Raw genomic sequence first — 25,796 nt, 5'->3', positions numbered from 1 at the left:
TCCGTTACCCGTGATCCAGCTGCTCCAGCTCGCGCACGCGCGCCTCCAGCTCGCGCACGCGCGCCTCGGCCGCCTCCCTCGCGCGCGCCTCGATCGCCGCGGCTTCCTCCTGGGTGGGCACGAGCTCGCCCTTGCCGCCGGAGCGCGTGAGGCGGAGCCGGGACTCGGCCCCGCTGCCGATCACGCAGAGCCAGCTGTCGAGCGCGGGGCTCCACACGCGCCCGGCGCCCGCGTACACGCGCACATACGCGCCGTCGGGGTCGCGCCGGTAGGCCTGGAGCGCCACGCGCCCCGCCGGCGGCCGGTGCGTGGCGGCCAGCGGATCGAAGATCGCGAGCTCCGGGCAGCCGAGCTGGCAGTACTTGAGCGGGACGTCCTCGTAGGCCTTCTGCCAGTCGGTCGCCACGATCTCCAGGGCGAAGCGCGGGGGCCGGTGTCCGGGCAGCCAGGTCTGCCACTGCTTGGGCAGCGGCGGCGCGGGCCGGTGATCGAGGAGGTAGACGTCCGGCGAGACGCGCACGAGCGGCTCCTCGCGCACCCAGGCGAAGAACCGATCCGTGCCGGCGTGGTGGTCGGTCCAGCCGCGCTCGCGCGCGAGCTGCGCGATCGAGGAGAGGAGCAGGCGGGAGATCTCGTCGTGCTCGCCCCACGCGCCGATGCCGTCCGCGTCGTCCAGGTACCAGTCCGACCAGTCGATGGTCGCGCGGAGCTCCTCGGGCTCCGGGTCGCGGACGACGAGCGCTCGCGGCAGGCGCGTCGCAGGGGGAGCGGCTCCGGAACGGGCAGGCAGCACGAGCCCGCACGGTAGCACCCCGAGCGGAGCGGCGGGAGCCACAGGCGGGCGCGACCGCGCGCGGCAGTGGGCCGTTGCGCGCCGTAGGGCGGAGCCGGAGGGGGCGGCGCGGCGCTGCGGGCGGCTGTCGCGAGCGCGCTCCAGCGGACCGCGCGCCGCGTCGCCGGGGCGCCGTGGGGCTCCCGATCCGGCGCGCCGGCGCCATGTCGGCGGCATGCGTTCTCTCGGGGGAGTGCTCTTCGACGTGGATGGGGTGGTTGTCGACTCGCCGCATGAGCGCGCCTGGCAGGAGGCGCTCGAGGCGCTGATGGCGAGCGAGTGGCGCGCGATCGCGCCCGAGACACGCTACGCGCCCGAGCGGTTCACGACGGCCGTCTACCAGAGCGAGGTCGCCGGCAAGGCGCGCGAGAGCGGCGCGCGCGCGGCGCTCGACTACTTCGGCGTGCCCGACGCGGCGGAGCGCGCCGGGGTCTACGCCGAGCGCAAGCAGGAGGTGCTGCTCCGGAAGATCGCGGCGGGGAAGTTCGTCGTGTTCCCTGACGCGACGCGGCTGATCCTGGAGCTCAAGGCGCGCGGCGTGCTCCTCGCGGCGGCGTCGTCGTCCAGGAACGCGAGCGAGCTCCTCCGCCGGATCCGCGTCGACGCCTTCGTCGAGCACCAGAACCCCCGCCGCGCGCCGGTCTCCCTGGGCGCGACGCTGCTGGATCTGTTCGACGCCGACCTCTGCGGCGCCGTCGTGGCGCGCGGAAAGCCGGCGCCGGACCTGTTCCTGGCCGCCGCGCGCGCGCTCCACGTCCCGCCGCCGCGCTGCCTCGTGATCGAGGACGCCCCCTCGGGGGTGCAGGCCGCGAAGGCGGCCGGGATGACCTCGATCGGCGTGGCGCGGCTCGCCGACGAGGCGCTGCTGGCCGCCGCGGGGGCGGATCGCGTCGTGACGACGCTCGATCAGCTCGATCCGGACGCGCTGGTCGACGGGCGGATCGCGGCGCGCGCGGCGTGAGGAGGGCGCGGCGGCGCGAGGAGTGTGCACGTCGCCGGACGTCGTGGGGCCACCTTGCACAGACAGCGTCCCTTGGCCCTCGCTCGGGTGCCGCTTGAAGCCACACTTGATCGAGCGAGTGATCTGGTCACAATGGTCATATGCGCAAGGCGTCGCTCGCGGAAGCCAAAGCTCACCTTTCCGCCCTGGTGGACGAAGCCGAGCACCACAACAAGCGCACGTTGATCCTGCGGCATGGCAAGCCGGTTGCTGCGATCGTGCCGCTCGATGTGGCCGTCCCTTCGACGCCTCGCCTATCAAAGGAGGAGATCGAGAGGCTGTTCGCGGCGCTGGGCTCGACGGCACCGCGGGAGAGCGCGGTGGAAGATTTGCTTGCGGGGCGACGATGAAGATCGTTCTCGACGCTTCGGTCGCGGTCGCCGCTGCGCGGCCGAACGAGCCTTCCCATGCCGCGTCGCGGGCCCGAGTCGCGCGTGTCCTCGCGGGCGACGACGAGCTCGTCGTTCCAGCGATCTTTCCGATCGAGGTCGGCGCATCGCTGGCGCGCGTCGGTGAGCCGATGACGGCCGTGCGCGACTATGTTGACGCGCTGATGTCCGTCGCGATCGACGTCGCTACCATAGGCCCCTTGCGCGCACGACGGATCCGAGACGTGGCCATGGCGTCGAGGCTTCGAGCAGCCGACGCTGTATACGTCTGGCTCGCAGCCCAGGAAGCGGCGCCCCTGTGCACGCTCGACAGGGAGATGGTGGAGCGAAGCGGCGCCTTCTGCCGGGTTATCCCGCCCTGACCTCCTCGCCCGCCCGACGAAGCGGCAGCGCCTGCCGGCGCAATCCCCCGTAGGGAGCCGCCCCCTCAGCCGCCCTGCTTGCGGACGATCGCCAGGCTCCAGATCTCCCCGGCGCTCGTCCCGACCCACAGCGTCGGCGACCCCTTGCCCGCGACCGCGAGCACCGCCGGCTCGCCGCGGGCGCCGAGCGTGACGCTCGCCGTCGGCGCGAGCGGCGCGCCGGAGGCGGCCTCGATGGCGGCGCCGTCGAACAGCGCGACGCGGCCGTCCGCGAAGGCGGCGAAGAGGCTCGACTCGAGGACGGCGACGTCGGCGACGGGATCGGCGAACGTGAGCATTTTGGCCGCGAGCTTGCCGGACGACCTCACGACCGCGCAGAGCGCGCTCGCGCCGCGCTTGTACACCGCCGTCAGCTTCAAGCCGCCGCGCACGCGATCGAGGTTCTGGGCCGCGCGCGGCAGCGAGGCGCGGAGCGTCGGGCCCGGCTCGGGCGTCGCGCCGGGGTGGACGCGGAGCTCGCCGCCCTCCCCCGCCCCGTCCATCACCACGTGCGCCTCGGTCTCGGTCAGGTCGAACGCCCGCGCGGAGCCGCGCACGGCGAAGGTGCGGCCGTTCACCTCGGTCTTGTCGAGCTTGAGCTCCGTCGCGCTGCCGTCCCAGCCGAGCGCGAGCGCCGTCTCGCCCGACGGCCGCGTGGCGAGCTGCCGCGCGTCCCGGCCGACCTGATCGAGCTTCGGGCCGTGCGTGATGCCGAGCAGCGCCCACACCGCGTCGTCGCCGCTCCGCACCACGGCGACGTCCTTCGACAGGAGCGCCACGTCATGCGCCGAGGACAGCGACAGGTTCGTCGTCTTCGCGCCGGAGCCGCCGACCGGGCAGACGCCGAGGCGCACCGGATCGGTCGAGATCATCGCGACGAGCCCGGGGCTCGCGAGGACCGCGGCGCCTCGGATCTCCGCGTCCAGGCCGTGCACCTTGCGGGGGGAGCTCAGATTGCTGAAGGGCATGGCCGGCTAGGATACCGGTTCTCGCGCGGCGCGGTCAGCCCTTGATGAGCGAGCGGACGTCGATGTCGAGGTTCTCGGTCTCCGCGACCGCATCCATCGCCTTGCGGAGCTGGGTGACGGTCACCCCGGCGGGGACGTCGACGCGGGCCTCCATCCGGAAGAGCTGCGAGCCGGTGACGGGCGCCTCGTAGGCCGAGGTCTCGAGCGAGACGATGTTGACGCCGACGCCGTGGAGCGCGCGCGACACCGCGCGCACGATGCCCTCGTGATCGAGCGCGTCGACGGAGATGACGCAGGGGATGGTCGCCGCGCGCCGGTGCGACTCGGGGCTCTTGGTCCTGCGGCTCTGCACCGTGAGCCCCGTGGCCCGGGTGAGCGACTCCGTCTCGCGCTCGACCGCCTCGATCGCGCCGGGGGGCCCCGACGCGAGCAGGAGGATGCCGAACTCGCCGCCGAGCACCGCCATCCGGCTGTCCTCCACGTTGGCGCCGCGCTCCGTCAGGTAGTGGGTCACCTCCGCGACGATGCCCGTCCGATCAGGGCCTAGGCAGGAGAGGACCAGGAAGACTTCAGGCGCGGGCGTCGTCGTCATGCGGCGCATCTTAGTCCGATCCGCGCAGCCAGCGCACCTCGCCGCGGGCGCACGGCTGCACGTGCACAGCCCGGACGTCGAGCGCCCGGGCAACGCCGTCCGTGTCCTCCGGCCGAGCTCCCCCGAGAGCGGCGGGATCGAGCGCCGCGCGCGCCTGCCGCCGGCGACGAGGCGCTTGTCTCCGGCGGGCCAGTGGGCGAGAGACGGCCATCCCCATGCTGTACGAACGCGACAACATCCATCGACTCACGCCCTACACGCCCGGCGAGCAGCCGCAGCGGGCCGACGTGGTCAAGCTCAACACGAACGAGAACCCGTACCCGCCCCCGGCCGCCGTGCTCGAGGCGATCCGGGACGTCTCGGCCGATCAGCTCCGCCGGTACCCGCCGCCCCGGGCGCAGCAGTTCCGCGAGACCGCTGCGCGGCTCCATGGCCTGTCGCCCGAGCAGGTGATCGCCACGAACGGCGGCGACGAGCTGCTTCGCATGGCCATGACGGTGTTCTGCGAGCCCGGCGGCCGCGGCATCGGCGAGACGTACCCCACCTACTCGCTCTACGACGTGCTCGCGGAGATCCACGGCACGACGATCACCCAGGTCCCCCTCGCGGAGGACTGGTCGGTCCCGGAGGATTTCGCGCAGCGCCTGAACGAGCACGGCTGCCGGCTCGCGCTCCTCGTCAACCCGCACGCGCCGTCGGGGCGGCAGGAGCCGCTCGACAAGCTCGAGCGCGTCGCGCGGGCGTTCCGCGGCGTGCTCCTCATCGACGAGGCGTACGTCGACTTCGCGGAGTTCGACGCGACGCCGCTGCTCGACCCGGCGCGGGGGCTCGACAACGTGCTTCTGCTGCGGACCCTGAGCAAGGGGTACTCGCTCGCGGGGCTCAGGTTCGGGTACGGGCTCGGGCACCCGCGGCTCATCGAGACGCTCGACAAGGCCCGCGACAGCTACAACACCGATATCCTCTCGCAGGCCGCGGCCACCGCGGCGCTGTCCGCGCGGGACGAGGCGAGGAAGAGCTGGGAGAAGGTGATCGCCGAGCGCGCCCGGCTCACGGGGGCGCTCCGGCAGAGGGGGTTCACGGTGGCGCCGAGCCAGAGCAACTTCGTCCTGGCGAGTCCGCCGGGAGGAGGGCTGTCGGCGCAGGCGATGTACCGGGCGCTCTACGATCGCGCGATCTTCGTGCGCTACTGGGACGCGCCGCGCATCCAGGACAGGCTGCGGATCACGGTGGGCACGCCGGAGCAGAGCGACGCGCTGCTTGGCGCGATCGACGAGCTGTCGCGCGCCGCCGGGGCCGCGAGCGCGTCATGAGCTGAGCCGCCGTGGCGGATGGGGCTATGCGCCCTCGCGCGCCGTCCGCTTCGTGCGCATGTGTACGATCCTTGCGCAGCCCCTGGCCTCGGCGCTGCGCGCGCCGGCGGGCCGCGCCGGTGGCATCGGCCCTGCAATCCCCTCGACCGTTCACTGGACAGCGTGCCCCAGAGGTCGGGCCATGAAGCCTCGTCGATTCAGGGCGGGAGAGGAGATTGCTTATGCGTCACCAGCGTCACCAGCGTCACCAGCATCATCAGAGCAGCCGGTCATCGTCCCATGTCCTGTCGCGCCTGTTTCGCGGCGGCGCCCCCTGTCTTTCCCTGGCGCTCGCCACGGCATGCGGTGCTGGCTCCGGCGGCAGCCCGGTCGACTCGCTGACGTCCAGCGCGGCAGCGGAAGGCTCCGCCAGCGGCGGCGGCACCGGCGGCGGCGGCACCGGCGGCAGCTCCAGCAGCGGTGCCGCCGGCGACGGCTCCAGCAGCGGTGCCGCCGGCGACAGCTCCGGCAGCGGCGGCGGCGCGGTCCCCCCGCCGGGCAGCTGCGGCACGAGCGGCGCCGTCGTGAGGCGCACCTACGCGCCAAGGCTGTTCGCGGCGGGCGCGGATCCCTCCGGTGATGCGGAGTGCCAGGGCGTGCTCAACCCCGAGCGCGGCGTCTTCCATTTCAGGGATCTTCGGGGCCTGGGATCCGTCGCTGGCCTCCGGGACGAGGGATACACGCTGATCTACGGTCAGGCGCTCATCGACGATTACCGCGCGCGGGACATCGATCAGCCCCTCATCGACCAGCTCAACGAGAGCTTCGCCGCCGTGCGCTCGGCGGGGCTCAAGGTGCTCCCCCGCTTCTACTACGCGACGGACATCGGCGAGGACGACGCGCCGCTCGGCCGCGTGCTGTCCCACATCGACCAGCTCAAGCCCGTCCTGGAGGCGAACGCCGACGTCATCGCCGTGCTGCACCCCGGCTTCGTCGGCGCCTGGGGCGAGTGGCACTCCTCGACGAACGATCTCACCCGTCCAGACAGCCGCAAGCAGATCTTCGACGCGCTGCTTCAGGCGCTGCCCGCGAGCCGGATGACCCTCGCGCGCCGCCCCTCGCACAAGCTCGAGGCGTACGGCGGCCCGCTGACCGAGGAGACGGCGTTCTCCGGAGCGCCGCTCTCGCGGGTCGGCCACCTGAACGACTGCTTCCTCGCGAGCGAAGACGACGTCGGCACCTACCAGCTCCCCGGCGAGAAGGCCTATGCCGCCGCGGACTCGGCGTTCACGCCCGTCGGAGGCGAGACCTGCGGCCGCAACCCGCCGCGCAGCGAGTGCGCCTCGGCGCTCGCCGAGCTGTCCACGCACCACTTCAGCTTCATCAACACCGATTATCATCCTGACGTGCTCGATGACTGGCGATCCGGGGGCTGCTTCGAGACGATCGCCTGCCGCCTCGGATACCGCTTCGTCGTGATGGAGCACGAGTCCCCCGAGCAGATCGCGCCCGGGCAGCCGCTGCCCCTCCGGCTGCGCGTGTTCAACGACGGGTACGCCCGGGCCTATAACCCGCGACCGGTCTATCTCGTGCTCCAGCAGGGCGATGCGCGGCGGGTGGTCCAGGTCGACGCCGATCCGCGCCGCTGGGCTCCTGGCGAGGAGAGCGAGATGTGCCTCGAGGCGAAGATTCCAGCCGATCTCCCGCCGGGCGACTACCAGCTCGGCCTGTGGCTGCCCGACGCATCCGAGCGCCTGCGCGACGACCCGCGCTACGCGATCCGGCTCTCGAGCGGCGCGGCGTGGGACGGAGCCAGCGGCGTCAACCGGCTCGACGCTGCGGTCCGGGTGGTCGAGTGACCGGCCAGGCGGCCCCGCCGCGCGCGAGCGGCCGCCCCCGCGGCCCAGGTTGACCCGGCGGCCATCAAGCGCTGAGCTTCGTCGTGCTGGAGCACAGCAGGGAGAAGCACAGATGAGCCAAGAATCCGAGCGAGACAAGATGATGAAGAGGACGGCGGTCCTCGAGATCCCCGGCATGGACGCCGTCATCCTCCGCAGGGACATCGCGTACCAGGCGACCGATGCAGGCGCCCTGACCTTCGACCTCTACGCTCCACCAACCGCGGTGGCCGTGGCGCGGGCGCCAGCCGTCGTCTTCGTGTCCGGATATCCGGATCCGGGGTTCGAGTCGGTGTTCGGCTGCAAACGCAAGGAGATTGGGCAGTCCACGTCGTGGGGACGGCTGGTGGCCGCTTCCGGCCTCGTGGGCGTCAATTACACGAACCGGGAGCCGTCCGATCTCCACGCGCTGCTCGAGCACCTGCGGCAGAACGCCGCCTCGCTCGGGATCGACGAGCGCCGGATCGGCCTGTGGGCCTGCTCCGGCAACGTCCCCATGGCCCTGTCGGCGCTGATGCGGGAACCGAGCGGCTCGCTGCGGTGCGCCGCCCTCTGCTACGGCTTCATGCTCGATCTCGGTGCGTCCACCCGCGTCGCGGAGGCGGCGGCGCAGTTCCGGTTCGTCAACCCGTGCGCCGGGAAGTCGGTCGACGACCTCCCTCCGGACCTGCCGCTGTTCATTGCCAGGGCAGGACAGGACAGGATGCCTCACCTGAACGAGACGATCGATGACTTCGTCGCCGGAGCGCTGGCCCGCAACCTGCCAGTGACGCTCGTGAACCAGGCCGCGGCGCCCCACGCGTTCGATCTGCTCGACGACAGCGGGGCTTCGCGAGAGACGATCAGGAGCCTCCTGGGGTTCCTGCGGTTCCATCTCCTGGGGTAGCGCGATCCGGCGTGCGCGCTCGGCTCACCGGGCGCCGCCGGCGGGCGACGTCTCCAGCCCTCGCGCGGCGTCACGCCCTGACGGGCGACGGCTCGGCCGCGCCGCGCACCGCGTCGCGGAACCACCGCTGCGCCGGATCGCGGTGGTGGCGCTCGTGCCAGTACATGCGCACCTCGAAGCCGGGGAGCTTCACCGGCGGATCGACAACGCGCAAAGGGAGGATCTCCGCGAAGGCCTCGGCCACGCGCGCGCCGACGGTGACGACCAGGTCGGAGCCGGCGACCACGTGCGGCGCGAGGAGGAAGTGCGGCACCGCCAGCGCCACGCGACGGCGCTTCCCGAGCTGCGCCAGCGTCTCGTCGACGACGCCGCCGGGCGTGCCGCGCGGGGCGATGAAGACGTGGCGCATCGACGTCCAGGAGGCGAGATCGATGCCCTTCTTCACCAGCGGGTGCCCCTTGCGCACGAGGCACACGAAGCGCTCGCGGTAGAGCGGGCGTGAGCGGACGCCGGCGGGGAGCCCGTCGCTGCGCGCCGGGGCCACCACCACGTCGGCGTCGCCGCGGGCGAGTTGCTCCTCGAAGGAGGCGTCGAGCGCGCGGAGCCAGAGATCGACATTCGGCGCCTCGCGCCCGAGGCGATCGAGGAGCTTCGGCGCGAGCACGAAGGAGCCGTAGTCGGCGGTGGCGACGCTGAAGCTGCGGACGGCGCTCGCGGCCACGAACGGCTCCTCGGCGCGGAAGCAGCGATCGAGAGCGCGCATCGCGTCGCGCACCGGCTCCGCAAGCTCCTGGGCGCGCGCCGTCGGGGCGAGGCCGCGCGAGGTGCGGACGAAGAGCGGATCGCCGAAGAGGCGCCGGAGCCGGCCGAGCGCATGGCTCGTCGCCGACTGGGTGAGGCCGAGCCGCTTGCCCGCGCGCGTGAGGTGCCGCTCGTCGAGGAGCGCGCCGAGCACCCGCACGAGGTTGAGATCGACCGAGGCCACGTCATGAAGGGCAGGCATGATGGGTATGTCTATCATGCAGTAGACCGATGCACCGAGCGGGCGCATCTTCCCCGTGTCGACGGCGCGTTCGCCGTGAAGAACAAGGAGCACGCACATGCACTGCGTCATCGCGGGGGTTCGGGGGAAACGGGCTCGGTCGTCGCCGACACGGCACCACCGCAATCATCGATTGGAGGTTTCAGCATGAAGGCCGCAGTCGTACATGCGCTCGGTGTCCCGCCGTCCTATGATGATTTCCGTGAGCCGGAGCCCGGCGACGGTGAGACCGTGGTGACCGTACACGCCGCTCCGCTCAGCCCCATCGTCAAAGGCCTGGCCTCGGGCAGGCACTATGCGAGCGGAAAGAGCGGCGGCTTCGTCCCAGGCGTCGATGGCGTCGGCACAGACGCTGCGGGGAGGCGTGTCTACTTCCTGTTCCCGAAGGCGCCCTTCGGCTCGATGGCCGAGAGGTCGCTCGCCATGGACAGCATGATCGTGCCGGTGCCCGACGCGCTGTCCGATGAGCAGGCCGCAGCGATCGCGACCGCGGGGCTCGCCTCCTGGATTGCGCTGTCACGCCGGGCGCTCCTCCAGAAGGGCGACACGGTGCTCGTGAACGGCGCGACGGGCGCGGCAGGCGGCATGGCGATTCAAACCGCCCGTCACTTCGGAGCGAGCAAGGTGATCGCCGTCGGTCGTGACAAGGTGAAGCTCGACCGACTCGACGCCGACGTGAAGATCGCCTTGGACGATGACGCGGATCGATCACTACGGGATCAATTCGATCGAGGCGTCGACGTCGTGCTCGACTTCGTGTGGGGCGAGCCGGCCGCCCGCGTTCTCCGGGCAGCGACGAAGGACCGTGGGTCCAGGGCCGGCGAGCCACGCCTGCGCTTTGTTCAGCTGGGCACCGTGGCTGGCGACGAGATCCCGATCCGAGGTGACATCCTGCGCAGCACGGGGCTCGAGCTCATCGGCAGCGGTATCGGGAGCGTTCCCGTGAAGGAGCTGCTGGCCGGGGCCGGCGAGTTGCTGGCAGCGGCCCCGGCAACCGGCTTTCGTGCGCCGTTCAAGAGTCTGCCGCTCAGCGCTGTGACCGATGCCTGGAACGAGGAGCCCGATGTGCGGTGCGTTCTCGTGCCGAACGCATAGGCCTAGAGCGGCGGTCACCCGCTTCGGATACGGGCCCATCTCGACGTTTTCGGTGCTCAGCGCACTGGAGTGCGCTTCCGCGCCGAAAACGCCGATCTGGACCCGTCTCCTGTGCGGGTGACCGCCGCTCTAAGGTCGATCATCAGCCTGCATGCACGGAGAACTGGTCATCCGGCCGCCCGCGCGTTTGAAGAACGCGCCCGGGGTGAGCCCGACGAGCTGACGGAAGTCGGCGATGAGGTGGGCCTGGTCATAATAGCCCGCGTCCGCGGCGATGCGCGCCCAGTCGCACGAGGTCGCTGCCATTCGCACCGCGCGTTGCAGGCGGACGGTCCGCGCGAACTCCTTCGGGCCGATGCCGACGTTCTCGGTGAAAGCGCGGCGAAGATGCCGCGCCGTGACGCCGAGCCGATCGGCAACGCTCTCCACCCGGACCTCGCCCCCTTCGAGCAAGCGAACCGCACGACGGGCGAGCTGCCCCGGTGCCGTCTCGAAGGGTTGGCCGGCGCGAAGGGCGAGCGCCCGGGCGACACGGTCGATCACGTCCGCGCGGGTCCTCGCGGCGAGCAGCTCACCGCAGAGCTCGCGCCCCGCGCGGCCCCACACGTCCTCCAGCGGAACGATCCGGTCCGTGAGCTCGCTCGCTGCCACGCCGAGCAGCGGAACCGACCAGCCAGGCTTGAACCGAAGAGTGACCGTCCGCGCGAGGCCGGTCTTGCTCTTGAATATCGCGCGCGTTCGGGGGCCCGCGACCCACACGTCCCCCTCGTTCCCCCCCTCGAGCACTCGAAAAAAGAGGCCCGTTCTGCCGTCGGGAAGCCACGCGACGTCGAACACCCGACCGGGGGGTGCCGCGACATCACGGACGTCCTCGACGAAGCGCGGGAGCGTGAGGGTGGGGAGATCCATCGCTGCGGCCACGTTCGTCACTCTTACGCCTCTCGTGCGGCCGTTCAAGCCGACGCGGATGGCCGCGTCGAGCGGCTACCGCTCGCTGTCGAGCGCCTTCATGTGCTGGGCGGGGTAGCGCGTGCCGCCGATCGCGTCCGCTGGCACGATGCTCTCGAGCGCCGCGACGTCGCCCGCCGACAGCGGCTTGTCGAGGGCCACGAGGGCGTCGTCGAGCTGGGCTCGCGTGCGGGCCCCGACGATCGGCACCAGCGTGGGCTGCTTCGCCAGCACCCACGCGAGCGCGACCTGAGCCGGCGTCATCCCGCGCTCGCCGGCGAAGGCGTGGAGCTTCTCGACGACGCTCGCGTTCTTTGCCCCCTGTTCGCCTGCGAAGCGTGGCATGTACTGCCGGAAGTCCCCCTTTCCCGAGGGCTTGCTGCCGGTGAGCAGCCCTCGCGCAAAAACCCCGTAGAGCGTCGCGCTCATCCCGAGCTCTGCGAGCACGGGGAAGATGGACGCCTCGGGCCCGCGCGTCGCGATGGCGTACTCGATCTGCAGGTCCACGATCGGGTGCACCTTGCTCGCGCGCCGGATCGTCTCGACCCCCACCTCGGACAGCCCGACATGCCGGACGAAGCCGGCCTTGATGAGGTCGGCGATCGCCCCGACGGTGTCCTCGATGGGCACCTGCGGGTCGAGGCGCGCGGGGCGGTACACATCGATGACCTCCACGCCCAGCCGTTGCAGGCTGTACGTCGCGAAGTTCTTCACGGCCGCCGGGCGGGTGTCGATGCCCAGCGCGGCGCCGTCCGGGCCGCGCATCGCGCCGAACTTCACCGACAGCTGGACCTTGTCGCGTACCCCCTCGATCGCGCGCCGGATGAGGAGCTCGTTGTGCCCGTTGCCGTAGAAGTCTCCGGTGTCGATCAGGGTGATCCCCCGCTCGATGGCGCGGCGGATCGTCGCCACGCTCTCGGCGTCCTCGGCCGGGCCGTAGGCGCCGGACATCGCCATGCAGCCGAGGCCGACAGGAAAAACGCTGGGCCCGGTCTTGCCCAGCGGAGTCGATCGGAGCGGGGAGCGGCTCATCGTGGCGTCGAGGTGGGTCATGGGGTGTTCATGCCACGCGCCCGCGGCCTCCGATTGGAAGAACCGGACATCCGGGGACCCGGCGTCTCGCTCCAACCGGGCACCAGACCCGCGGATCAAGCCCGCGGCCGACCGGCCCCTCGGTCATGGAGTGGCCCCGAGCAACGGCGTCATGCCCGGATCCGCCTTCTGCATCGCCCGCCGATACGCGGGGCGCGCGCCGATCCGCTGCAAATAAGCCAGGATGTTCGGCCACGGCGAGAGATCGTACGGCTTGAACAGCCGCATGGTGGTCAGCGAGAACACCGTCATGATGTCCGCCGCCGTCAGCTCCGCACCGGCGAGATAAGCCGCCTCACCCAGACGCTTCTCCACCGTGGAGAAGATCAGGTCGAACCGCTCCTTCGCCGCCTGCAGCGCTGTGTTCTTCTCGGACGCATCGATGCGCTCCAGGTACCACACCCGCAGGACGGCCGGCTGCAAGGTCCCGTTGGCGAAGTGGAACCAGTAGAGATAGTCGGCGAACCCGGCCTGGCCGCGCTGCACGGCGAGCCGCCCCTCGCCATGGGTCGCGATCAGATACTCGGCGATCGCCCCGGATTCGCCGAGCACCAGTTGCCCGTCGGTGAGGATCGGCGCCGTCCCCATCGGGTGCAGCGCCTTGTATTCCGGCGGCGCCATCCTGTTGTCCTTTCGGCGCTCGTACCGTTTCAGCTCATAGTCGAGCCCAAGCTCCTCGCAAAGCCAGACAATCCGCTCCGACTGGGAACGCCCGAGGTGATGCACGGTCAGCATGTTGTTCGCCATGAGCTCAACGTACGACCGCACGTCGCGAGATGCTTGCCGGTAGCTCTCTGCTTCTTGCTCGATCCTCTCGCCGGGGACAGAAAAGCGTGATGGTGCTACGCTCGCTGCATGAACCTGGCGGCGCTCGCCGAGCTCGCTGCAAGCCAGCTCCCACGCCCGAAGGACCGCGCTGGCCAGTACGTGCGACCGCTGAAGAACCTCGGCATCCTCCGGCACCACCAGCCGACATCGTTCGAAGCCGCGGTCTACGAGCCGGTCATGGGGCTTGTGCTCCAGGGGCGAAAAGAAACGGTGCTGGGAGCCGATTCGTTTCCGATGAGCGTTGGCGAGTGTCTGCTCATCAGCCACGACCTTCCGGTGATCGCGCGCGTCACGAAGGCCCCGTACCTCGTGCTGCTCTTCGATGTCGAGCTGGAGACGCTGCGCGACCTGGTCGAGGCGATGGCCGATTCGCCTCCCTCCGCCGCGGAGTCCCGCTCGCTCGCGGTCCACACCTGCGATGCCAGGCTCGTCGACGCGCTCCATCGCTATCTCGCGCTCGCGGGCGCGCGGATGGATGCAGCGGTGCTTGGTCCGCTCGTCTCGCGCGAGATCCACTACCGGCTCGCGACGGCGCCGTTTGGCGGCATGTTGCGGGACCTGATCCGCCGTGACAGCCACGCCAGCGCGATCGCGCGCGCGATCGCACAGCTGCGGCGTGACTTTCGATCGCCCGTCGAGATCCCGGAGCTCGCGCGCAGCGTCGGGATGAGCGCGTCTTCGTTTCACAAGCACTTCAGGGCGATCACGGCGTCGTCACCGCTTCAGTATCGAAAGGGCCTCCAGCTCCTCGAGGCCCGCCGCCTGTTGCGCGCCGGCACGATCTCGGTGTCCGCGGCGGCGTTCGACGTCGGCTACGAGAGCGCGGCGCAGTTCAGCCGCGATTACACGCGCAAGTTCGGCGTATCGCCGAAGCACGATATCCCGGCATGATTTCTGACCCGCGGCGCTAGAACACCGATTACGTTGAAACCCGGAGAATTTTCACAGGGAGGCGGGGAGGCGGGGAGGAAGAAAGAATGAAGTTCTTTCTCTTGCGGTCTCTCGCTCCCCGCCTCCCCGCCTCCCTGTGAAATTTTTGCTTTTTCTCGTGGTTTCAACCCGTTTGTCGCTCTAGCCGGTGAGCGACGCCTCCAGCCGGTTGCCGGCCGCACGGTGAGCGAGCACCGCCACTACCTTTTCGACGATCACGCCCCCCGCCTCCGCGGCGGGCAGCCCGCCAGCGTGGATGTTGGAGATCACCGTGTATTCGAAGCCGATCCCGGGATTGCCGCTGAAGGCGGCGGCCGCCTCCTGGTCCGCGCCGGGCGCGAGGCGGTAGGCGAGGTAGGCCGAGAGGCTGCTCGAGGCGAGCTCACCGCTGCCCGGGCGCTCGCCGAGCAGCACGACGACCAGCCGCGCCGCGAGCCGCTCGGCGACGGCCTCCGCGAGCTTCACCCGGCCGTAACGCGCGAGCAGCGGCTGGCCCACGGTCACGCCGCGCGCCCCCAGGCCGTCCAGCAGGACGGGGAGCAGATCAGGGATGTTGCGATGGACGGCCTCGGCGCTCAGGCCGTCCGACACCACGATCTGCACCTCGGCCTCCTCCGGCGCGAGCCGGGCGGCGCTCTCCGGGGCGAGGCGCGCCCCCGCGTCGGCGGAGCCGAGGTGCTCTCCCTTGCTGGCCGCCGTCGTGGCGACGAGGCGGAACGCGGCGACGCGGGCCAGCTCGTCCTCGCGCAGCTCGGTGGCGAGCGCCGCCCGCGCGATGGCCTCGTCGCGGCGACCGCGCCGGCTCACCGCGTTGGCCGGGCGCGGGCCGGCGGTGGCAAAGCCATAGGCGGCGGGCGTGGCCGCGAGCAGCTCGGCGAGCTCGGCCTCGTCCGGGCAGAACTGCCGCACGTCGCCGAAGCGCGGCCCGCGGGTGATCGCGCCCGCCTCGCCCTGCCCCTCCCCCGCGCGCGCCAGGATGCCCCGCGCGAGGGCCCACTCCAGGAACTCGCCGCCGGGCGCGCGGCCATGGATCTCCCGCAGCGTCTGCACGTCATGCCCGCTCGTGTCGAAATAGGCGAGCATGCGATCGGTGTTGAGACAGACATCCATGTAGTAGTTGGCGCCCGCCGCGGTGAGGAGCTGCGTCGCCATCTGCTGGCCCTCCAGCGTGACGTGGGCATGGAGGGTGTAACAAGGGGCCATACCCATCGGCACGCCGAGGAGCTTGCCCATGAAATGGTCCTGGAGGTTCGCGAGGATCATCTCGCGGTCGTCGAGGTGCGTCTCCGGGCCGATGAACCCGGTGACGTTGTTGAGCATGAACGGGTCCCAGCGGCGGGCGAGGCCGTAACAGAGCGCCTCGGCCGTGGCCATGTCGATGCCTTCGTGCTTGCCGTACGTGAGCTCGCTGCCCTGACCGGTCTCGAAGTACATGAACTGCTCTGCCTGGCCGGCGAGCGGGCCGCGCGCGGCCATGCGGCGATAGCCCTCGTCGAGGAGATCCACGGTGACGTCGAACTCGGTGACACAGCAGGACTCGGTGCCGGCCAGGCTCTGAAAGAGGATCTCCACGGGCGCGCCCTGGTCGAGCGCGGCGAGCTGCACCTTGAGGTGCGACAGGCAGCAGATCTGCGTGGGGACGCCGGTCGCGCGGCGGATGCGGTCGAGGTGGCGGAGGATCGCGGCGGTGGTCTCCACCGTGCCGGACGCGGGGTTGACGCCGAGCAGCGCGTCGCCGGCGCCGATGGAAAGGCCCCAGTAGAGCAGCAGGGTGATCCCTCGGAGATCGTCGGTGGGGTGGTTCGGCTGGAGGCGCGAGGCGAGCGTGCCGGGGGCGCCGAGGAGCGTGCGGGCGCGGGTCGGGCGGCTGATCTTGCGGGCGAGGTACACGAGCTCGTGCACGTCGCAGAGCTTGGCGAGCGCCGCGGCCATGACCCCGGTCAGGGCGCGGCCGAGGCGCGCCACCTCCGGGCCGGGCGCGCGGAGCAGGTGGTCCTTGAGCTCGCCGAGGCGCAGCGAGGCGATGCCGGCGAAGGCGTCGCGATCGATGTCGTAATTGACGCGCATCACCGCGTCGATCCCGCCCCGCGCGTCGGTGAGCGGGTGATCGTGGAGGTGCTCCAGGGTCAGCTCGCCGATCAGATCCCGCGCGGCTTCCCGCGCCGCGTCGTCGCTCGCCGCGAGGCCTGCCTGGCGATCGCCGGCCTTGCTGCAGTCGGCGGCGCCGAGGAGCCGCTTCAAGCCGCGGAACGAGCCGCCGTGGCCAGGCAGGCGGGCCTCATAGACAACGTCGGTCCGGGGGCGAGGGACATCGATCCGATCGAGCGGGGTCGGTTCCTTCACGGCGCGCTCCTCCCTTCACGGAAGGTTCGCCGAGCGACGTCATGGCGTCATCCCGTAGAACGAGACGGGCAGGACCTGATCGCACAGGCAGCCGACCTGGACGAACTGGGCGCCGTGCGCCTGCACCTCGTCGATGACGATGAGGTCGACCGGCAGCGCGCCCCAGCCGGTCACGTAGCCGCCGAGCGCCTTGCCCGCGTTCTGCGCGGTGAGCAGCACGAGGGGGTGCTCCGGGATCGCCCCGCCCTGGCGCAGCGCGTCGGCGAGGCGCGCGCCGAGGCGCTTGAGGGTCGTCGCCGAGACGTCGTCGAAGGCGATCTCCAGGCAGCCGCCGCGGGTGCTCCAGCGGAAGAGATCCATGGCGTGATCGAGCTCGGCGTCGGAAGAGGCCGGCGAGATGCGCGCCAGGATGGGCACGTCGCGCAGGGGCAAGCGCTCGGGGCGCGGGAGGAACAGCGTCGCGCCGGAGAGCTGGGTGGCGTGGCGCAGCAGGCCGTACGCCGTGGCCCGGCCCATGCTGGCCGGCGTCGCCACCCGCGCGCTCAGCCGAGGTGACGCGAGGATCGCTCGGGCGAGGTCCACGCCGAGATCGCCGTGGTGAGCGGGCTCGGGCAGCGGGCGCCCGGCCAGGCCGGCGTAGATCAGCTCGCCCACGCCCCCGGAGAACGTGAGGGCGGGGGTCGCGAGCCCCTCCGGCAGCGAGAAGGGCACCTGCACGTGGCGCGCGGCCGCGGGCGTGTCGAAGGCGCCGGCGCGCCCCGTGATCGCCGCCTCGAGCAGCTCCACGTAGAAGGCGACGACGGCCTCGGCCTCGGCCTGCGAGAGCACCTCGCCCGGGCCGCGGCGGAGCCCGAGGTGGTCGAAGGCGGCGCGGGCCTCGGGCGAAAGGGCGCGGAGGCGGCGCGAGCGCGGGTCGAGCGCGACGTGCCGCGCGCCCACGAGAAGACAGCCGGTGCGCTGGACCTCGCCGGCCAGGCCAAGCGCGAGGCTCGTGGTGCCGCCGCCGATGTCCAGGTTGATGAGGGGCTCGCCGGGGCGCGCGCGCGACAGGGGAGCGGCGCTGCCCATGAAGGCCATCCAGGACTCGAGGCAAGGGTCCTCGGCGACGGCGAGCAGCGCCTCGCCGACGCGCGCGCGGATCAGCGCGGCGAGCGCGTCGGCGTTGCTCCGGCGGGCGGCGAGGCCGGTGATGATCGCCCCGCCGCCGAAGAGGGCCCCGGGCGCCACGCCCGCCTCGGCGAGCCAGCGATCGAGGAGCGCCGCCGCGGCGTCGAGATCGAGGGCGTCGCCGGCGAGGGGCGTGAGCGCCATCTCCGATCGGTACCGCTCCTCCAGCGCGCCGAGCTCCACCCGGCCGCTGCCCGCGGCGCGCGTGAGCGTCGCCGAGGCGGCCACGGCGCAGCTCGTGGTGGAGCCGAAATCCAGGCCGAGCAGGGTGACCTGGGCGCCCATCACCGGACCTTCCTGATCTTCATGGCCAGGCCACAGTCCTACCGCACCGGCGCCCGCGCGCCGCTCCACGTCAGGGACGTCAGAGCACCCGCTCGAACGCGGCCTGCAGCGCGTCTCGACCGCCGCGCTCGACGACGTCGCCGTGCGCCACCACGATGCGCTCCGGCCCCCACGCGAGCATCCGCTCCACCGAGGCGCGCACCGCCGCGCGATCGCGCATCATCGAGCGCGCGATGCGGGACGGGCCGAACCTCCCGTAAGCGCCGTTCAGGCGCATGAAGAGGCGCGTCGGGAGGTGCTCGCTCTGCGCGATGTGAAAGCAGAGATCCCAGACGAAGAGGGTCCTGCTCGGCCGGTGGAAGAAGACCGTCTCCTCGAGCTTCGGCATCCCGCCGATCGCCACCTGGTCGATCTCCGCGGACCAGAGCGGGTCCGGCGCGCCGTCGAGCGCGCCCGTGAACGTCACGTCAGGGCGCTTCTCGCGGAGCCCCCGCGCGCCGTAGAGCCGCGCCCCCGGGAACAGCCGCGCCGCCGGCGAGAGGCCGAGGTGGTGCAGCAGGTTCGGCGCCACGATCGCCCGCACCTCGCCGAGCGCGCGGATCTCGTCCGCCTCCCGCTCCACGCTCGGCAGCGGCGAGAACAGCAGCAGCCCGCCGTCCTCGAGGCGCACGACCGGAGATCGCACCGGAAACCGGAGAAACCCCACCTTCAACGTGTCTTCCGCAACCCAGAGGGATTGATCGAGCCGTCGCAGCATGCTCCAATTGGTAAATCAGCTTGACCATTTAGTCAAGCAAGTTGACCATCATGACCAAGCACAACCTCGATCCATGCGACGTCGCCGAGCTCGAGCGGCGCAAGCGCGCGAGCCTCGGGCAGCTCCTGCTCCGCTCGGCGCGGCTGCTCGACGAGCGGGCGGTGGCGCGCGTCGTCCGGCGCGGCGCGACCGGGGTGCGCCGGGCGCACACGGCGCTCATGCCGTACATCGACCTCGAGGGCACGCGGCAGATCGACCTGGCGGAGCGCGCCGGCGTGACGAAGCAGGCGGTGGGTCAGCTCGTGGAGGAGCTCGAGGCGGCGGGCGTGGTGGAGCGGACACCCGATCCGGAGGACCGGCGGGCGAAGCGGGTGCGGTTCACGCCGCACGGGCTGAAGATGCTCCTCCACGGGCTCGGGGTGCTGCAGGAGCTGGAGGACGAGCTCACGCGAGCCCTGGGGGAGAAGCAGATGACCTCGCTGAAGAAGGGGCTCACCGCGCTCCTCGCGGCGCTGGAGGCACCGGAGGCCCCGGAGACGCCGCCCGAGCGCCGGTGAGCGCCGGCGCGTCGGGGCTGCCGGGAGCGCCGGCGGCGTGGGGCTCGAGGCCCAGCGCGTGCGGCAGGAGCCGCGCGATGTTGCGGGCGTCGTCGATGGCGCGGTGCTGCGTCCCCTGAAACGAGAGGCCGACCCGGCGCAGGGCCTGCCCCACGCCGAGCTCGCGCTCGGCGCCGAGACGGCGGGCAAAGGCCCGCTTGAGGTTGAGGTGATCGCCGCCGAAGGGCAGCGCCACCCCGTGGCGGCGGGCGTCGCGCTCGATCTGCCGCTTGTCGTAGCCGCCCCAGGAGCAGAAGAGCGCCTGTTTCCCGCGCACCAGCTCCCTCAGCCGCGCCGCCGCCGCGGGGAAGCGCGGCGCGGCGTCGACGTCGGCCTGGCGGATGCTCGTCAGCCGCATGCAGAACGCCGAGAGGCGCGGGTGTCGGATCGGGCGCACGAAGCACTGCAGCTCGGCGGCGGGTCGCAGGGTGCCGGCATCGACGAGCACGGCGCCGACCTCGATGATCTCCATCTCGTCGCGGGGGAAGGCGGGGTCGTCGCTGCAGGTCGCCTCGAGATCGATGACCAGGTAGTGAGTGAGGGAAGACATCGGCGTTCTCCTTGAATTCGTTGCGGGTAGTCTGCGGTCGCGATGACCGGAGGACCCGGACACGATTCCGGACACGCCACCTCAACGGGCTCGCCCGCGCGGCGGCGATCGCGCTCGCCGAGTCGGCGTGCCGTCACGCGGGCGACAGCGGCTTCGCCCGGCCAGCGCGTCTCCCCGGTGGGCATCGCTTCAGTTCGGGACCGGCACGAACTCCGTGCATGCATCCCGGATCGCCGCGAGGGCGTTCGTGAGGCTGCTCGTCCTCGTCGGTGATCGCCACCACCACCAGCAATGATTCTCGAATACTCATGACAAAACGCGCGGCGCGCTGGCTCCGGTGGCTCGCAAGGCCTGCCAGGTCGGCGTGCGCGCTCTGAACTGCGCGGCGTTGGGGTGGGGGGAGCGCTGCGTGACCCCGCGCTCACTCGAGTTGTTGCTGTAGTTCCGGGAGGCGCTTTTGCCACCAGGCGCGCAGGGTGGAAACCGCGTCGGCGGCGCCGTCGGCGAGGGCGGGGTCGGCGTCGATGGCCGCACCGGCGACGCTGAGGACGCGGTTGAGCTCGGCCTCCACGAAGGACGCTGTGATCTTTTCGTCGAGGATTTGCTGGACGATGGCGAGATAGTCCGCCTCCCAGTGGCGGAAGAACGCGTCGGTAAAGGCGGTGGTGCCGCCGGGCACGCTGTCGTTGATGATGTCCACCGAAGCCGACATGGTGGTGTCGAGATCCCAGGGGATGTAGGTGCGTTTCCCGTCGATGGAATCGTAATGGTAGTAGTTGTTGTCCTTGTAGAGCAGGCCGTCCGTGTTGCCGATGATGGCGTTGACGGCGCCCAGGCGATGCATCTGCGGGATGTCGGCGCGCGCGGGTAGCTGCTCGGCCAGCGTGGCGTCGTCAGGGCTGGCACAGCCGCCCTTCTGCAGGAAGCAGTACCAGGCCTCGTGCGGATTCTCGACGCCGTCGTTTTCGTGCGTCTTCAAGCCGTCGCCGTCGCCGCCGGACTTCTTGTAGAGCCAGCCGCCGTTTTCGCCCAGCCGATCCTGAAGGAAACGTTTGTCGACCTGTTCGACATGCACGTACACCATCGCCGGGCCGCCGTTGATGCTGATCTTGGCCAGCGCGCTGCGGCTGGCCATGACGCCCGCTGCGCGCATGAAGCGCCAGCCGAGATACTCCGCGATCACGTCGCGCGGCGTGGCATCGTCCTGATTGGAGCCGGAGCTCGTGCCGTTGTCGAACCCCAGCTTCTTCAAGCCGTAGAAGGATTGCCCGGCGACCGTCGAATCCAGCTCGACCTTGAGGCCCACCTTCGTGGCGCCTCCCGAGCGCTTGCGCTCGATGGCGACTTGCATGGGCGCGCCGCCGTTGCAGCTGAATTCCCCGGGGAGGGAGAGCGAGAACGTGGTGTCGGCGAGGATGGCGGCGTAATCGTCGGGCGCCATCGTGATGGCGTACTCCAGCACCTGATCGGGGTTGAACACGCCGGAGCAGCCGGTGTCCGTGTCCAGCGAGGATGTGCCGCCGCCACCGATGCCCGTGCCGCCACCGACACCCGTGCCGCCACCGTTGCCCGTACCGGCACCGTCGCCCGTGCCGGCGCCGTTGCCCGTACCGGCACCGTCGCCCGTGCCGGCGCCGTTGCCGCCGCTGCCGGCACCGCTGTCGCCGCCGCCACCGATGCCCGTGCCGGCACCGCTGCCGCCGCTGTCGGCATCACTGCCGCTGCTGCCGCAACCGACCATGGCGATGCTCGACGCCGCCATCATGATGAAGCCAAGGAATCGATCCATTCCATATCTCCTTCGAATACACTTCCCGATGTTGCTGTGGCGGGTGTCGGTCATTGTCACACCGTTGATGCTGCTGGTGCATGGCAGGGGACGGGACGGCGCGTTCCGGTCGATCTCAAGGGACCGCCTCCGCCCCGGGACGGCTCACAGGAGCGAACCGAGACGATCCGTGAGCCGTCTCGGGCCCCTGGCCGGACCCCGGCTTCGTCGGCTTGCTCTTCGGAGGTTTCGGCGAGGGCGACTCGTCGATCCGGTCGTAGGGCGCACCGCGCGCATCGAGGGCGCCCGCCCGGCGTGTCGCTGAACGCAGCAATCCGCCGGTAGGTGCTCCCAACCGAGCCGCTGAGCAGGGCGCGTATGCGCGGATCCGTCCGTACCCACTCCTCGTGGAGTACCTATTTGTTACGGCACCGGCTTCCCCTGGCGCCGCCGCCGCGATAGGACAGCGCCGTGACACGCACCATCGCACGGTGGATACCCCTCCTCGCAGCGCTCTCCGCCGGGTGCGCCCCGGCGCCGCCCCCAGCGGCCCCGACGGCCGAAGAGGTCACCGCGAAGAAGGCCGCCAGCATGGCGCTCACCGCGCTGTTGAACCGCAAGTTCGACGTCCAGGGCTGCGACGCCTCCGAGGCGCGCGTGGTCCAGGAGGCCGAAGCGCGCGCGGGCGCGCCCCAGGGCGAGCGCTGCGCCATCCTCGTCGCGCGCAGGAGCGACCGGACATGGCTCGTCGCCGTCCGCTCCTCGCTCTCGTCCGCCTCCGTCGGGGCGCAGGCGCTCGTGACCGTGCTGCCCGAGGCCGAAGGCGTCGGCGCCATCGAGTACACGCGCTGATCCGCGCGGAGGCGGCGCTCACCGCGCCGTGGCGACGAGGAACAACCGCCGGAACGGAAACGGCGTCTTCCCGTCCGCCGCCTTCGGATATGCCGCCGCCACCCGCCCGGCGTACTCCTCCAGGAACTCGGCCCGCTCGTGCTCATCGAGCGCCGCGAGCAGCGGCCGCAGCGCCGTCCCCTTGGTCCACTCGACGACCGGATTCGCGCCCTCGAGGACGTGCAGATACTCCGTCTCCCAGATGTCGAGCCGCGCCGCGTGCGGCGCCAGCATCCCGTAATACGCCGCCGGCGCCGCGACCGGGCTCTCCCTCACCACCGCCGCCAGCCTGTCGCGGAAGCGAGGCAACCGGCTCGCCTCCACCATCGCCGCGTGCGACGGCGCGCCGTGGTTCCTCGGCATCTGCACCGCCAGCACGCCGCCGGCCGCGAGCCGCCCGAGCAGCGCCGGGAACAGCGCCTGGTGGTCGTCGAGCCAGTGCAGCGCGGCGTTGCTGAAGATCAGCGCGGGCGGCGCGGACGGCGCGAAGCGCGCGATATCACCCTCGACGAACCGCGCCCCGGGCAGCGCGGCGCGCGCCTGCGCCAGCATCTCCGGAGAGCTGTCGACCCCGAGGACCCCCCGGCCCGGGAAGCGCTGCGCCACGAGGCGGGTGATGTTGCCGGCCCCGCACCCGAGATCGACGATGTCGCCCGGCGCGGTGAGGTCGACCCGGCCGAGCAGGTCAATCGCAGGGCGCGCCCTCTGGTCCTCGAACTTCAGGTACTGCGCAGGATCCCAGTCCGCCATCGCGCCCTCCATCGATCCAGCGCGGCAGAGCGTGAGCCCACCCGCCGCCGTTTCCTTTGCCTACTTCCAGCAGATCCGGGCGCGCCTGTCGACGCAGAAACCGGGGACGCCCCCCGGCGGCGATCGCACCCGCGACAGCGCAGGAGCCGCCGAGGCCGCCGCGCTGGACATCCCCGCACGGGAGCGGCACCCTCGCGCCGGTGGATGCTCCGGAGATCTCCGATCTCCTCGTCGACTACGATCCCGACACCCTCGCGCGCCTGCCCGTGCGCCGGAGCGCGGTGGTCGAGCGCCTCCGCGCCGCAGGCCGCCCCGGCGCAGCCCGGCTCGCCGCGCGGCTCCCGGCGCGGGACGATCTGCTCGACGAGGCCGCCGTCGACGCGCTCCTGCTCCGCGTCCACGCCGAGCTGCAGCGCCTGTCCGAGGAGTTCGACCAGGGAGCGCGCGTCCGCTTCGTGCTCGCGCCGCTGCTCGACGCGCTGCGCGCCGCCGGCGCGCCCCGCCCCCTGCGCGTCGTCGACGTGGGCTGCGGGCTCGGCTACGTCGTCCGCTGGCTCGCCGCCCGCGGGGCGCTGGGCGCCGACGTCGAGCTCGTGGGCTGCGATTACAACCGCGCGCTGATCGAGGCCGCGCGCGCGGCGGCCAGCGACGAGCGCCTCCCGTGCCGCTTCCACGTGGCCAACGCGTTCACGCTGCGCGAGCCAGCCACCGTCTTCCTGTCCACCGGCGTCGTCCACCATTTCCGCGGCGACGCCCTCGTGTCGTTCTTCCGCGAGCAGGCCAGGGCCGGCGCCCTCGCGTTCATCCACTTCGACATCAAGCCGAGCCACCTGTCTCCCCTCGGCGCCTGGATCTTCCACCAGGCCCGCATGCGCGAGCCGCTCTCCCGCCACGACGGCGTCCTCTCCGCCCTCCGCGCCCACGCCGGCGACGCGCTCCTCGCGGCGGCGCGCGCCGGCGCCGAGGGCCTCTGCTCCGCGCTGTTCGACGGCCACGTCGGGCCCTTTCCCGTCCTGCGCATCATGCACGCGGTGATCGGCCTCCGCCCGGACCTGCGCGCGCGCTTCGTCGACCAGCTCGAGCAGCTCGGCCCGCGCGCCGGCCGCCGGCTCGGGGCGTTCTCGTGATCCCCGCGCTGCTCACCCTGCTCGCCCTTGTCGACGCGGCGTTCTGCGGCTTTCGCGACGCCGCCGGCCGCAACCCGCGCATCGAGAAGCGCGCCTATTTCCTCCGCGCCGTCCGCCGCGGCGCCCTCGCAGGGCTCCTCGCCGTCGCCGCGCTCGCGGCCCTCACCTTCGCCGTGCTCGGGCTCGCGCCCGACCCCGCGGGCCTCTGGATCGATCTGCTCGCGGCCGGACGGCGCCTGATCCTCGTCTACGGCGCCTACGCCGCCCTCGTCTGCACCGCCCTGCTCGCCTACGCGCTGCCGATCCACGAGGCGCGCGTGCTCGCCAGCGTGACGATCCTGGGCCCGCTCACCATGGTGCGCCCCTGGGTCCTCGCCGCGGGCGCGCTCCTCGCGGCGCTGGCCGCCGCGCGCGCGGAGACGGCCGCGCTGACGCTCGCCTCGGCGCTGACGATCGGCCTCATCGAGCGGCTGCTCGGGCGCGGCTGGCGCCGCGGTCGGCCCATCCCCTTCCAGCCTTCGTAAACGGTCCTCCTCAAGCGGCTCCGGCCGCGACGCTCGCCGCGCGCGGCGCCTGTCGCCACGGCGCCTCTCGCGGCGCGGGCCGAGGGTCACCCGCGCCGACGAACTCCTCGACCCGCCGCGCGAGCGCGGGGTAGCATCGCGCCGCAATCCACCGATCACCGAGGAGCGCCGCGCGATCCGTCGCCGGCCGCACGCAATACCCTATGAAGCTCGCTGTCATCTCAGGCAGTCACCGCAACGGCTCCGAATCGGGGAAGATCGCCCGCCACGTGCAGCAACAGCTGTCGTCGTCGGCGGACGTCTCCTCCACCTACACGCTCGATCTCGCCGACAACCCGCTTCCGCTCTGGGATCCGGAGGTCTGGCAGCCGTCCGAGAAATGGGAGCGCGTCTGGGGCCCCATCTCCGCCGAGCTCAAGACGTCCGACGCCTTCGTGATCATCGCGCCGGAGTGGGGCGGCATGGTCCCCGCCGGACTCAAGAACTTCTTCCTCCTCTGCTCCCGGGGCGAGCTCGCGCACAAGCCCGCGCTCATCGTCGGGGTCTCCGCGAGCTCGGGCGGCGCCTACCCGATCGCGGAGCTGCGCATGAGCAGCTACAAGAACACGTACCTTTGCTACATCCCGGACCACGTGATCGTGCGCAACGTCCGCGGCCTCCTCAACGACCCTGAGGCGCCGCAATCCCCCGACGACGAGCGCATCCGCGAGCGGCTCCGCTACGCGCTGGGCATGCTCCTCCAGTATGGAAAGGCCCTGCAGCAGGTCCGCGCGAGCGGCGCGATCGACCTGGCCAAGTACCCTTACGGGATGTGACGGGCCCCCGGCGGCGAACACGCTAGTCTC

The 25,796-nt window shown here is 71.7% G+C and carries 27 protein-coding genes; 13 read left to right on the top strand and 14 right to left on the bottom strand.

Annotated features, from left to right (window positions below; genetic code table 11):
- Positions 1-4: 4 nt before the first annotated feature.
- Entirely contained in the window at positions 5-793 is a 789-nt protein-coding gene (locus WME97_RS47495) for a Uma2 family endonuclease (protein WP_437547709.1), read from the bottom strand.
- 214 nt (positions 794-1,007) lie between these two features.
- Between WME97_RS47495 and WME97_RS47490 the strand changes: the two genes are divergently transcribed.
- The 3 genes from WME97_RS47490 (at position 1,008) to WME97_RS47480 (ending at position 2,583) form a co-directional block, all read left to right on the top strand.
- Positions 1,008-1,793, top strand: a complete 786-nt coding sequence (locus WME97_RS47490; RefSeq protein WP_437547708.1) for an HAD family hydrolase — start codon at positions 1,008-1,010, stop codon at positions 1,791-1,793.
- A 140-nt stretch (positions 1,794-1,933) separates the two neighbouring features.
- Complete coding sequence (locus WME97_RS47485) at positions 1,934-2,182, top strand: type II toxin-antitoxin system Phd/YefM family antitoxin (protein WP_437529506.1); 249 nt, start codon at positions 1,934-1,936, stop codon at positions 2,180-2,182.
- A complete protein-coding gene (locus WME97_RS47480) occupies positions 2,179-2,583 on the top strand; it encodes a type II toxin-antitoxin system VapC family toxin (RefSeq protein WP_437547707.1) in 405 nt (134 codons plus the stop codon). Before WME97_RS47485 ends, WME97_RS47480 begins: the two co-directional genes overlap by 4 nt.
- 65 nt (positions 2,584-2,648) lie before the next feature.
- On the opposite strand, the gene WME97_RS47475 is transcribed toward WME97_RS47480, so the two are convergent.
- Together WME97_RS47475 and WME97_RS47470 are read right to left on the bottom strand one after the other, a co-directional pair.
- Positions 2,649-3,590 carry a hypothetical protein gene (locus WME97_RS47475; protein ID WP_437547706.1) on the bottom strand — a complete coding sequence of 314 codons (942 nt, stop codon included), beginning with the start codon at positions 3,588-3,590 and terminating at the stop codon, positions 2,649-2,651.
- Between the two features lie 34 nt (positions 3,591-3,624).
- Entirely contained in the window at positions 3,625-4,182 is a 558-nt protein-coding gene (locus WME97_RS47470; protein ID WP_437547705.1) for a glycine cleavage system protein R, read from the bottom strand.
- Positions 4,183-4,397: 215 nt separating this feature from the next.
- Between WME97_RS47470 and hisC the strand changes: the two genes are divergently transcribed.
- Positions 4,398-5,495: a histidinol-phosphate transaminase gene (gene hisC / locus WME97_RS47465; protein ID WP_437547704.1), complete on the top strand. Its 1,098-nt coding sequence runs from the start codon at positions 4,398-4,400 to the stop codon at positions 5,493-5,495.
- 256 nt (positions 5,496-5,751) lie between these two features.
- On the opposite strand, the gene WME97_RS47460 is transcribed toward hisC, so the two are convergent.
- Positions 5,752-6,069 (bottom strand): hypothetical protein, encoded by a 318-nt coding sequence (locus tag WME97_RS47460; RefSeq protein WP_437547703.1) that lies wholly within the window; start codon positions 6,067-6,069, stop codon positions 5,752-5,754.
- On the opposite strand from WME97_RS47460, the gene WME97_RS47455 reads away from it, so the two are divergent.
- Together WME97_RS47455 and WME97_RS47450 are read left to right on the top strand one after the other, a co-directional pair.
- Positions 6,059-7,333: a DUF4832 domain-containing protein gene (locus tag WME97_RS47455; protein ID WP_437547702.1), complete on the top strand. Its 1,275-nt coding sequence runs from the start codon at positions 6,059-6,061 to the stop codon at positions 7,331-7,333. The two genes, WME97_RS47460 and WME97_RS47455, sit on opposite strands and share 11 nt — an antisense overlap.
- 112 nt (positions 7,334-7,445) lie before the next feature.
- Positions 7,446-8,258: an alpha/beta hydrolase gene (locus WME97_RS47450; RefSeq protein ID WP_437547701.1), complete on the top strand. Its 813-nt coding sequence runs from the start codon at positions 7,446-7,448 to the stop codon at positions 8,256-8,258.
- 70 nt (positions 8,259-8,328) lie between these two features.
- Here the strand turns inward: WME97_RS47450 and WME97_RS47445 are convergent, their stop codons facing one another.
- On the bottom strand, positions 8,329-9,261 hold the full coding sequence (locus WME97_RS47445; RefSeq protein WP_437547700.1) for a LysR family transcriptional regulator: 933 nt from the start codon (positions 9,259-9,261) through the stop codon (positions 8,329-8,331).
- 186 nt (positions 9,262-9,447) lie between these two features.
- Between WME97_RS47445 and WME97_RS47440 the strand changes: the two genes are divergently transcribed.
- Positions 9,448-10,395, top strand: coding sequence for a zinc-binding dehydrogenase (locus WME97_RS47440; protein ID WP_437555641.1), 948 nt, complete (start codon positions 9,448-9,450; stop codon positions 10,393-10,395).
- Between the two features lie 129 nt (positions 10,396-10,524).
- Here WME97_RS47440 and WME97_RS47435 read toward each other — a convergent pair whose 3' ends face one another.
- The 3 genes from WME97_RS47435 to WME97_RS47425 all read right to left on the bottom strand — a co-directional run bounded on the left by WME97_RS47435 (position 10,525) and on the right by WME97_RS47425 (position 13,170).
- Positions 10,525-11,352 (bottom strand): helix-turn-helix domain-containing protein, encoded by an 828-nt coding sequence (locus WME97_RS47435; RefSeq protein WP_437547699.1) that lies wholly within the window; start codon positions 11,350-11,352, stop codon positions 10,525-10,527.
- 27 nt (positions 11,353-11,379) lie between these two features.
- Entirely contained in the window at positions 11,380-12,396 is a 1,017-nt protein-coding gene (locus tag WME97_RS47430; protein ID WP_437547698.1) for an aldo/keto reductase, read from the bottom strand.
- Between the two features lie 123 nt (positions 12,397-12,519).
- A complete protein-coding gene (locus WME97_RS47425; RefSeq protein ID WP_437555639.1) occupies positions 12,520-13,170 on the bottom strand; it encodes a glutathione S-transferase family protein in 651 nt (216 codons plus the stop codon).
- A 120-nt stretch (positions 13,171-13,290) separates the two neighbouring features.
- On the opposite strand from WME97_RS47425, the gene WME97_RS47420 reads away from it, so the two are divergent.
- Positions 13,291-14,154, top strand: coding sequence for an AraC family transcriptional regulator (locus WME97_RS47420; RefSeq protein ID WP_437547697.1), 864 nt, complete (start codon positions 13,291-13,293; stop codon positions 14,152-14,154).
- 180 nt (positions 14,155-14,334) lie between these two features.
- Here WME97_RS47420 and eutB read toward each other — a convergent pair whose 3' ends face one another.
- The 3 genes from eutB to WME97_RS47405 all read right to left on the bottom strand — a co-directional run bounded on the left by eutB (position 14,335) and on the right by WME97_RS47405 (position 18,745).
- Positions 14,335-16,536, bottom strand: a complete 2,202-nt coding sequence (eutB, locus tag WME97_RS47415) for an ethanolamine ammonia-lyase subunit EutB (protein ID WP_437547696.1) — start codon at positions 16,534-16,536, stop codon at positions 14,335-14,337.
- Positions 16,537-16,575: 39 nt separating this feature from the next.
- A complete protein-coding gene (locus WME97_RS47410) occupies positions 16,576-17,988 on the bottom strand; it encodes an ethanolamine ammonia-lyase reactivating factor EutA (RefSeq protein ID WP_437547695.1) in 1,413 nt (470 codons plus the stop codon).
- Between the two features lie 79 nt (positions 17,989-18,067).
- Positions 18,068-18,745, bottom strand: a complete 678-nt coding sequence (locus WME97_RS47405; RefSeq protein WP_437547694.1) for a DUF4336 domain-containing protein — start codon at positions 18,743-18,745, stop codon at positions 18,068-18,070.
- A 50-nt stretch (positions 18,746-18,795) separates the two neighbouring features.
- On the opposite strand from WME97_RS47405, the gene WME97_RS47400 reads away from it, so the two are divergent.
- On the top strand, positions 18,796-19,302 hold the full coding sequence (locus WME97_RS47400) for a MarR family winged helix-turn-helix transcriptional regulator (protein ID WP_437547693.1): 507 nt from the start codon (positions 18,796-18,798) through the stop codon (positions 19,300-19,302).
- Here WME97_RS47400 and WME97_RS47395 read toward each other — a convergent pair.
- Together WME97_RS47395 and WME97_RS47390 are read right to left on the bottom strand one after the other, a co-directional pair.
- On the bottom strand, positions 19,238-19,891 hold the full coding sequence (locus tag WME97_RS47395) for an exonuclease domain-containing protein (RefSeq protein WP_437547692.1): 654 nt from the start codon (positions 19,889-19,891) through the stop codon (positions 19,238-19,240). The two genes, WME97_RS47400 and WME97_RS47395, sit on opposite strands and share 65 nt — an antisense overlap.
- Before the next feature lie 421 nt (positions 19,892-20,312).
- A complete protein-coding gene (locus tag WME97_RS47390) occupies positions 20,313-21,680 on the bottom strand; it encodes a CotH kinase family protein (protein WP_437547691.1) in 1,368 nt (455 codons plus the stop codon).
- A gap of 450 nt (positions 21,681-22,130) precedes the next feature.
- Between WME97_RS47390 and WME97_RS47385 the strand changes: the two genes are divergently transcribed.
- Positions 22,131-22,511: a hypothetical protein gene (locus WME97_RS47385; RefSeq protein ID WP_437547690.1), complete on the top strand. Its 381-nt coding sequence runs from the start codon at positions 22,131-22,133 to the stop codon at positions 22,509-22,511.
- An 18-nt stretch (positions 22,512-22,529) separates the two neighbouring features.
- Here WME97_RS47385 and tam read toward each other — a convergent pair whose 3' ends face one another.
- A complete protein-coding gene (gene tam / locus WME97_RS47380; protein ID WP_437547689.1) occupies positions 22,530-23,300 on the bottom strand; it encodes a trans-aconitate 2-methyltransferase in 771 nt (256 codons plus the stop codon).
- A gap of 200 nt (positions 23,301-23,500) precedes the next feature.
- Between tam and WME97_RS47375 the strand changes: the two genes are divergently transcribed.
- The 3 genes from WME97_RS47375 to WME97_RS47365 all read left to right on the top strand — a co-directional run bounded on the left by WME97_RS47375 (position 23,501) and on the right by WME97_RS47365 (position 25,766).
- Positions 23,501-24,427 (top strand): class I SAM-dependent methyltransferase, encoded by a 927-nt coding sequence (locus WME97_RS47375; protein WP_437547688.1) that lies wholly within the window; start codon positions 23,501-23,503, stop codon positions 24,425-24,427.
- On the top strand, positions 24,424-24,951 hold the full coding sequence (locus WME97_RS47370; protein WP_437547687.1) for an oxidoreductase: 528 nt from the start codon (positions 24,424-24,426) through the stop codon (positions 24,949-24,951). Before WME97_RS47375 ends, WME97_RS47370 begins: the two co-directional genes overlap by 4 nt.
- 203 nt (positions 24,952-25,154) lie before the next feature.
- Positions 25,155-25,766: an NADPH-dependent FMN reductase gene (locus WME97_RS47365; protein ID WP_437547686.1), complete on the top strand. Its 612-nt coding sequence runs from the start codon at positions 25,155-25,157 to the stop codon at positions 25,764-25,766.
- Positions 25,767-25,796 lie beyond the last annotated feature (30 nt).

This window comes from Sorangium sp. So ce367, assembly GCF_051520455.1.
In the GTDB taxonomy this organism is placed as follows: Bacteria; Myxococcota_A; Polyangia; order Polyangiales; family Polyangiaceae; genus Sorangium; species Sorangium cellulosum_B.
Note: the sequence above shows the minus strand (reverse complement) of the source record. Positions and strands in the feature narration are given on the sequence as shown.

Coding starts and splice junctions, on each gene's coding strand:
- WME97_RS47490 (WP_437547708.1), top strand. CDS start 1,008: ATGCGTTCTCTCGGGGGAGTGCTCTTCGACGTGGATGGGGTGGTTGTC.
- WME97_RS47485 (WP_437529506.1), top strand. CDS start 1,934: ATGCGCAAGGCGTCGCTCGCGGAAGCCAAAGCTCACCTTTCCGCCCTG.
- WME97_RS47480 (WP_437547707.1), top strand. CDS start 2,179: ATGAAGATCGTTCTCGACGCTTCGGTCGCGGTCGCCGCTGCGCGGCCG.
- WME97_RS47475 (WP_437547706.1), bottom strand. CDS start 3,590: ATGCCCTTCAGCAATCTGAGCTCCCCCCGCAAGGTGCACGGCCTGGAC.
- WME97_RS47470 (WP_437547705.1), bottom strand. CDS start 4,182: ATGACGACGACGCCCGCGCCTGAAGTCTTCCTGGTCCTCTCCTGCCTA.
- hisC (WP_437547704.1), top strand. CDS start 4,398: ATGCTGTACGAACGCGACAACATCCATCGACTCACGCCCTACACGCCC.
- WME97_RS47450 (WP_437547701.1), top strand. CDS start 7,446: ATGAGCCAAGAATCCGAGCGAGACAAGATGATGAAGAGGACGGCGGTC.
- WME97_RS47445 (WP_437547700.1), bottom strand. CDS start 9,261: ATGCCTGCCCTTCATGACGTGGCCTCGGTCGATCTCAACCTCGTGCGG.
- WME97_RS47440 (WP_437555641.1), top strand. CDS start 9,448: ATGAAGGCCGCAGTCGTACATGCGCTCGGTGTCCCGCCGTCCTATGAT.
- WME97_RS47430 (WP_437547698.1), bottom strand. CDS start 12,396: ATGACCCACCTCGACGCCACGATGAGCCGCTCCCCGCTCCGATCGACT.
- WME97_RS47425 (WP_437555639.1), bottom strand. CDS start 13,170: ATGCTGACCGTGCATCACCTCGGGCGTTCCCAGTCGGAGCGGATTGTC.
- WME97_RS47420 (WP_437547697.1), top strand. CDS start 13,291: ATGAACCTGGCGGCGCTCGCCGAGCTCGCTGCAAGCCAGCTCCCACGC.
- WME97_RS47410 (WP_437547695.1), bottom strand. CDS start 17,988: ATGGGCGCCCAGGTCACCCTGCTCGGCCTGGATTTCGGCTCCACCACG.
- WME97_RS47405 (WP_437547694.1), bottom strand. CDS start 18,745: ATGCTGCGACGGCTCGATCAATCCCTCTGGGTTGCGGAAGACACGTTG.
- WME97_RS47400 (WP_437547693.1), top strand. CDS start 18,796: ATGACCAAGCACAACCTCGATCCATGCGACGTCGCCGAGCTCGAGCGG.
- WME97_RS47395 (WP_437547692.1), bottom strand. CDS start 19,891: ATGTCTTCCCTCACTCACTACCTGGTCATCGATCTCGAGGCGACCTGC.
- WME97_RS47390 (WP_437547691.1), bottom strand. CDS start 21,680: ATGGATCGATTCCTTGGCTTCATCATGATGGCGGCGTCGAGCATCGCC.
- tam (WP_437547689.1), bottom strand. CDS start 23,300: ATGGCGGACTGGGATCCTGCGCAGTACCTGAAGTTCGAGGACCAGAGG.
- WME97_RS47365 (WP_437547686.1), top strand. CDS start 25,155: ATGAAGCTCGCTGTCATCTCAGGCAGTCACCGCAACGGCTCCGAATCG.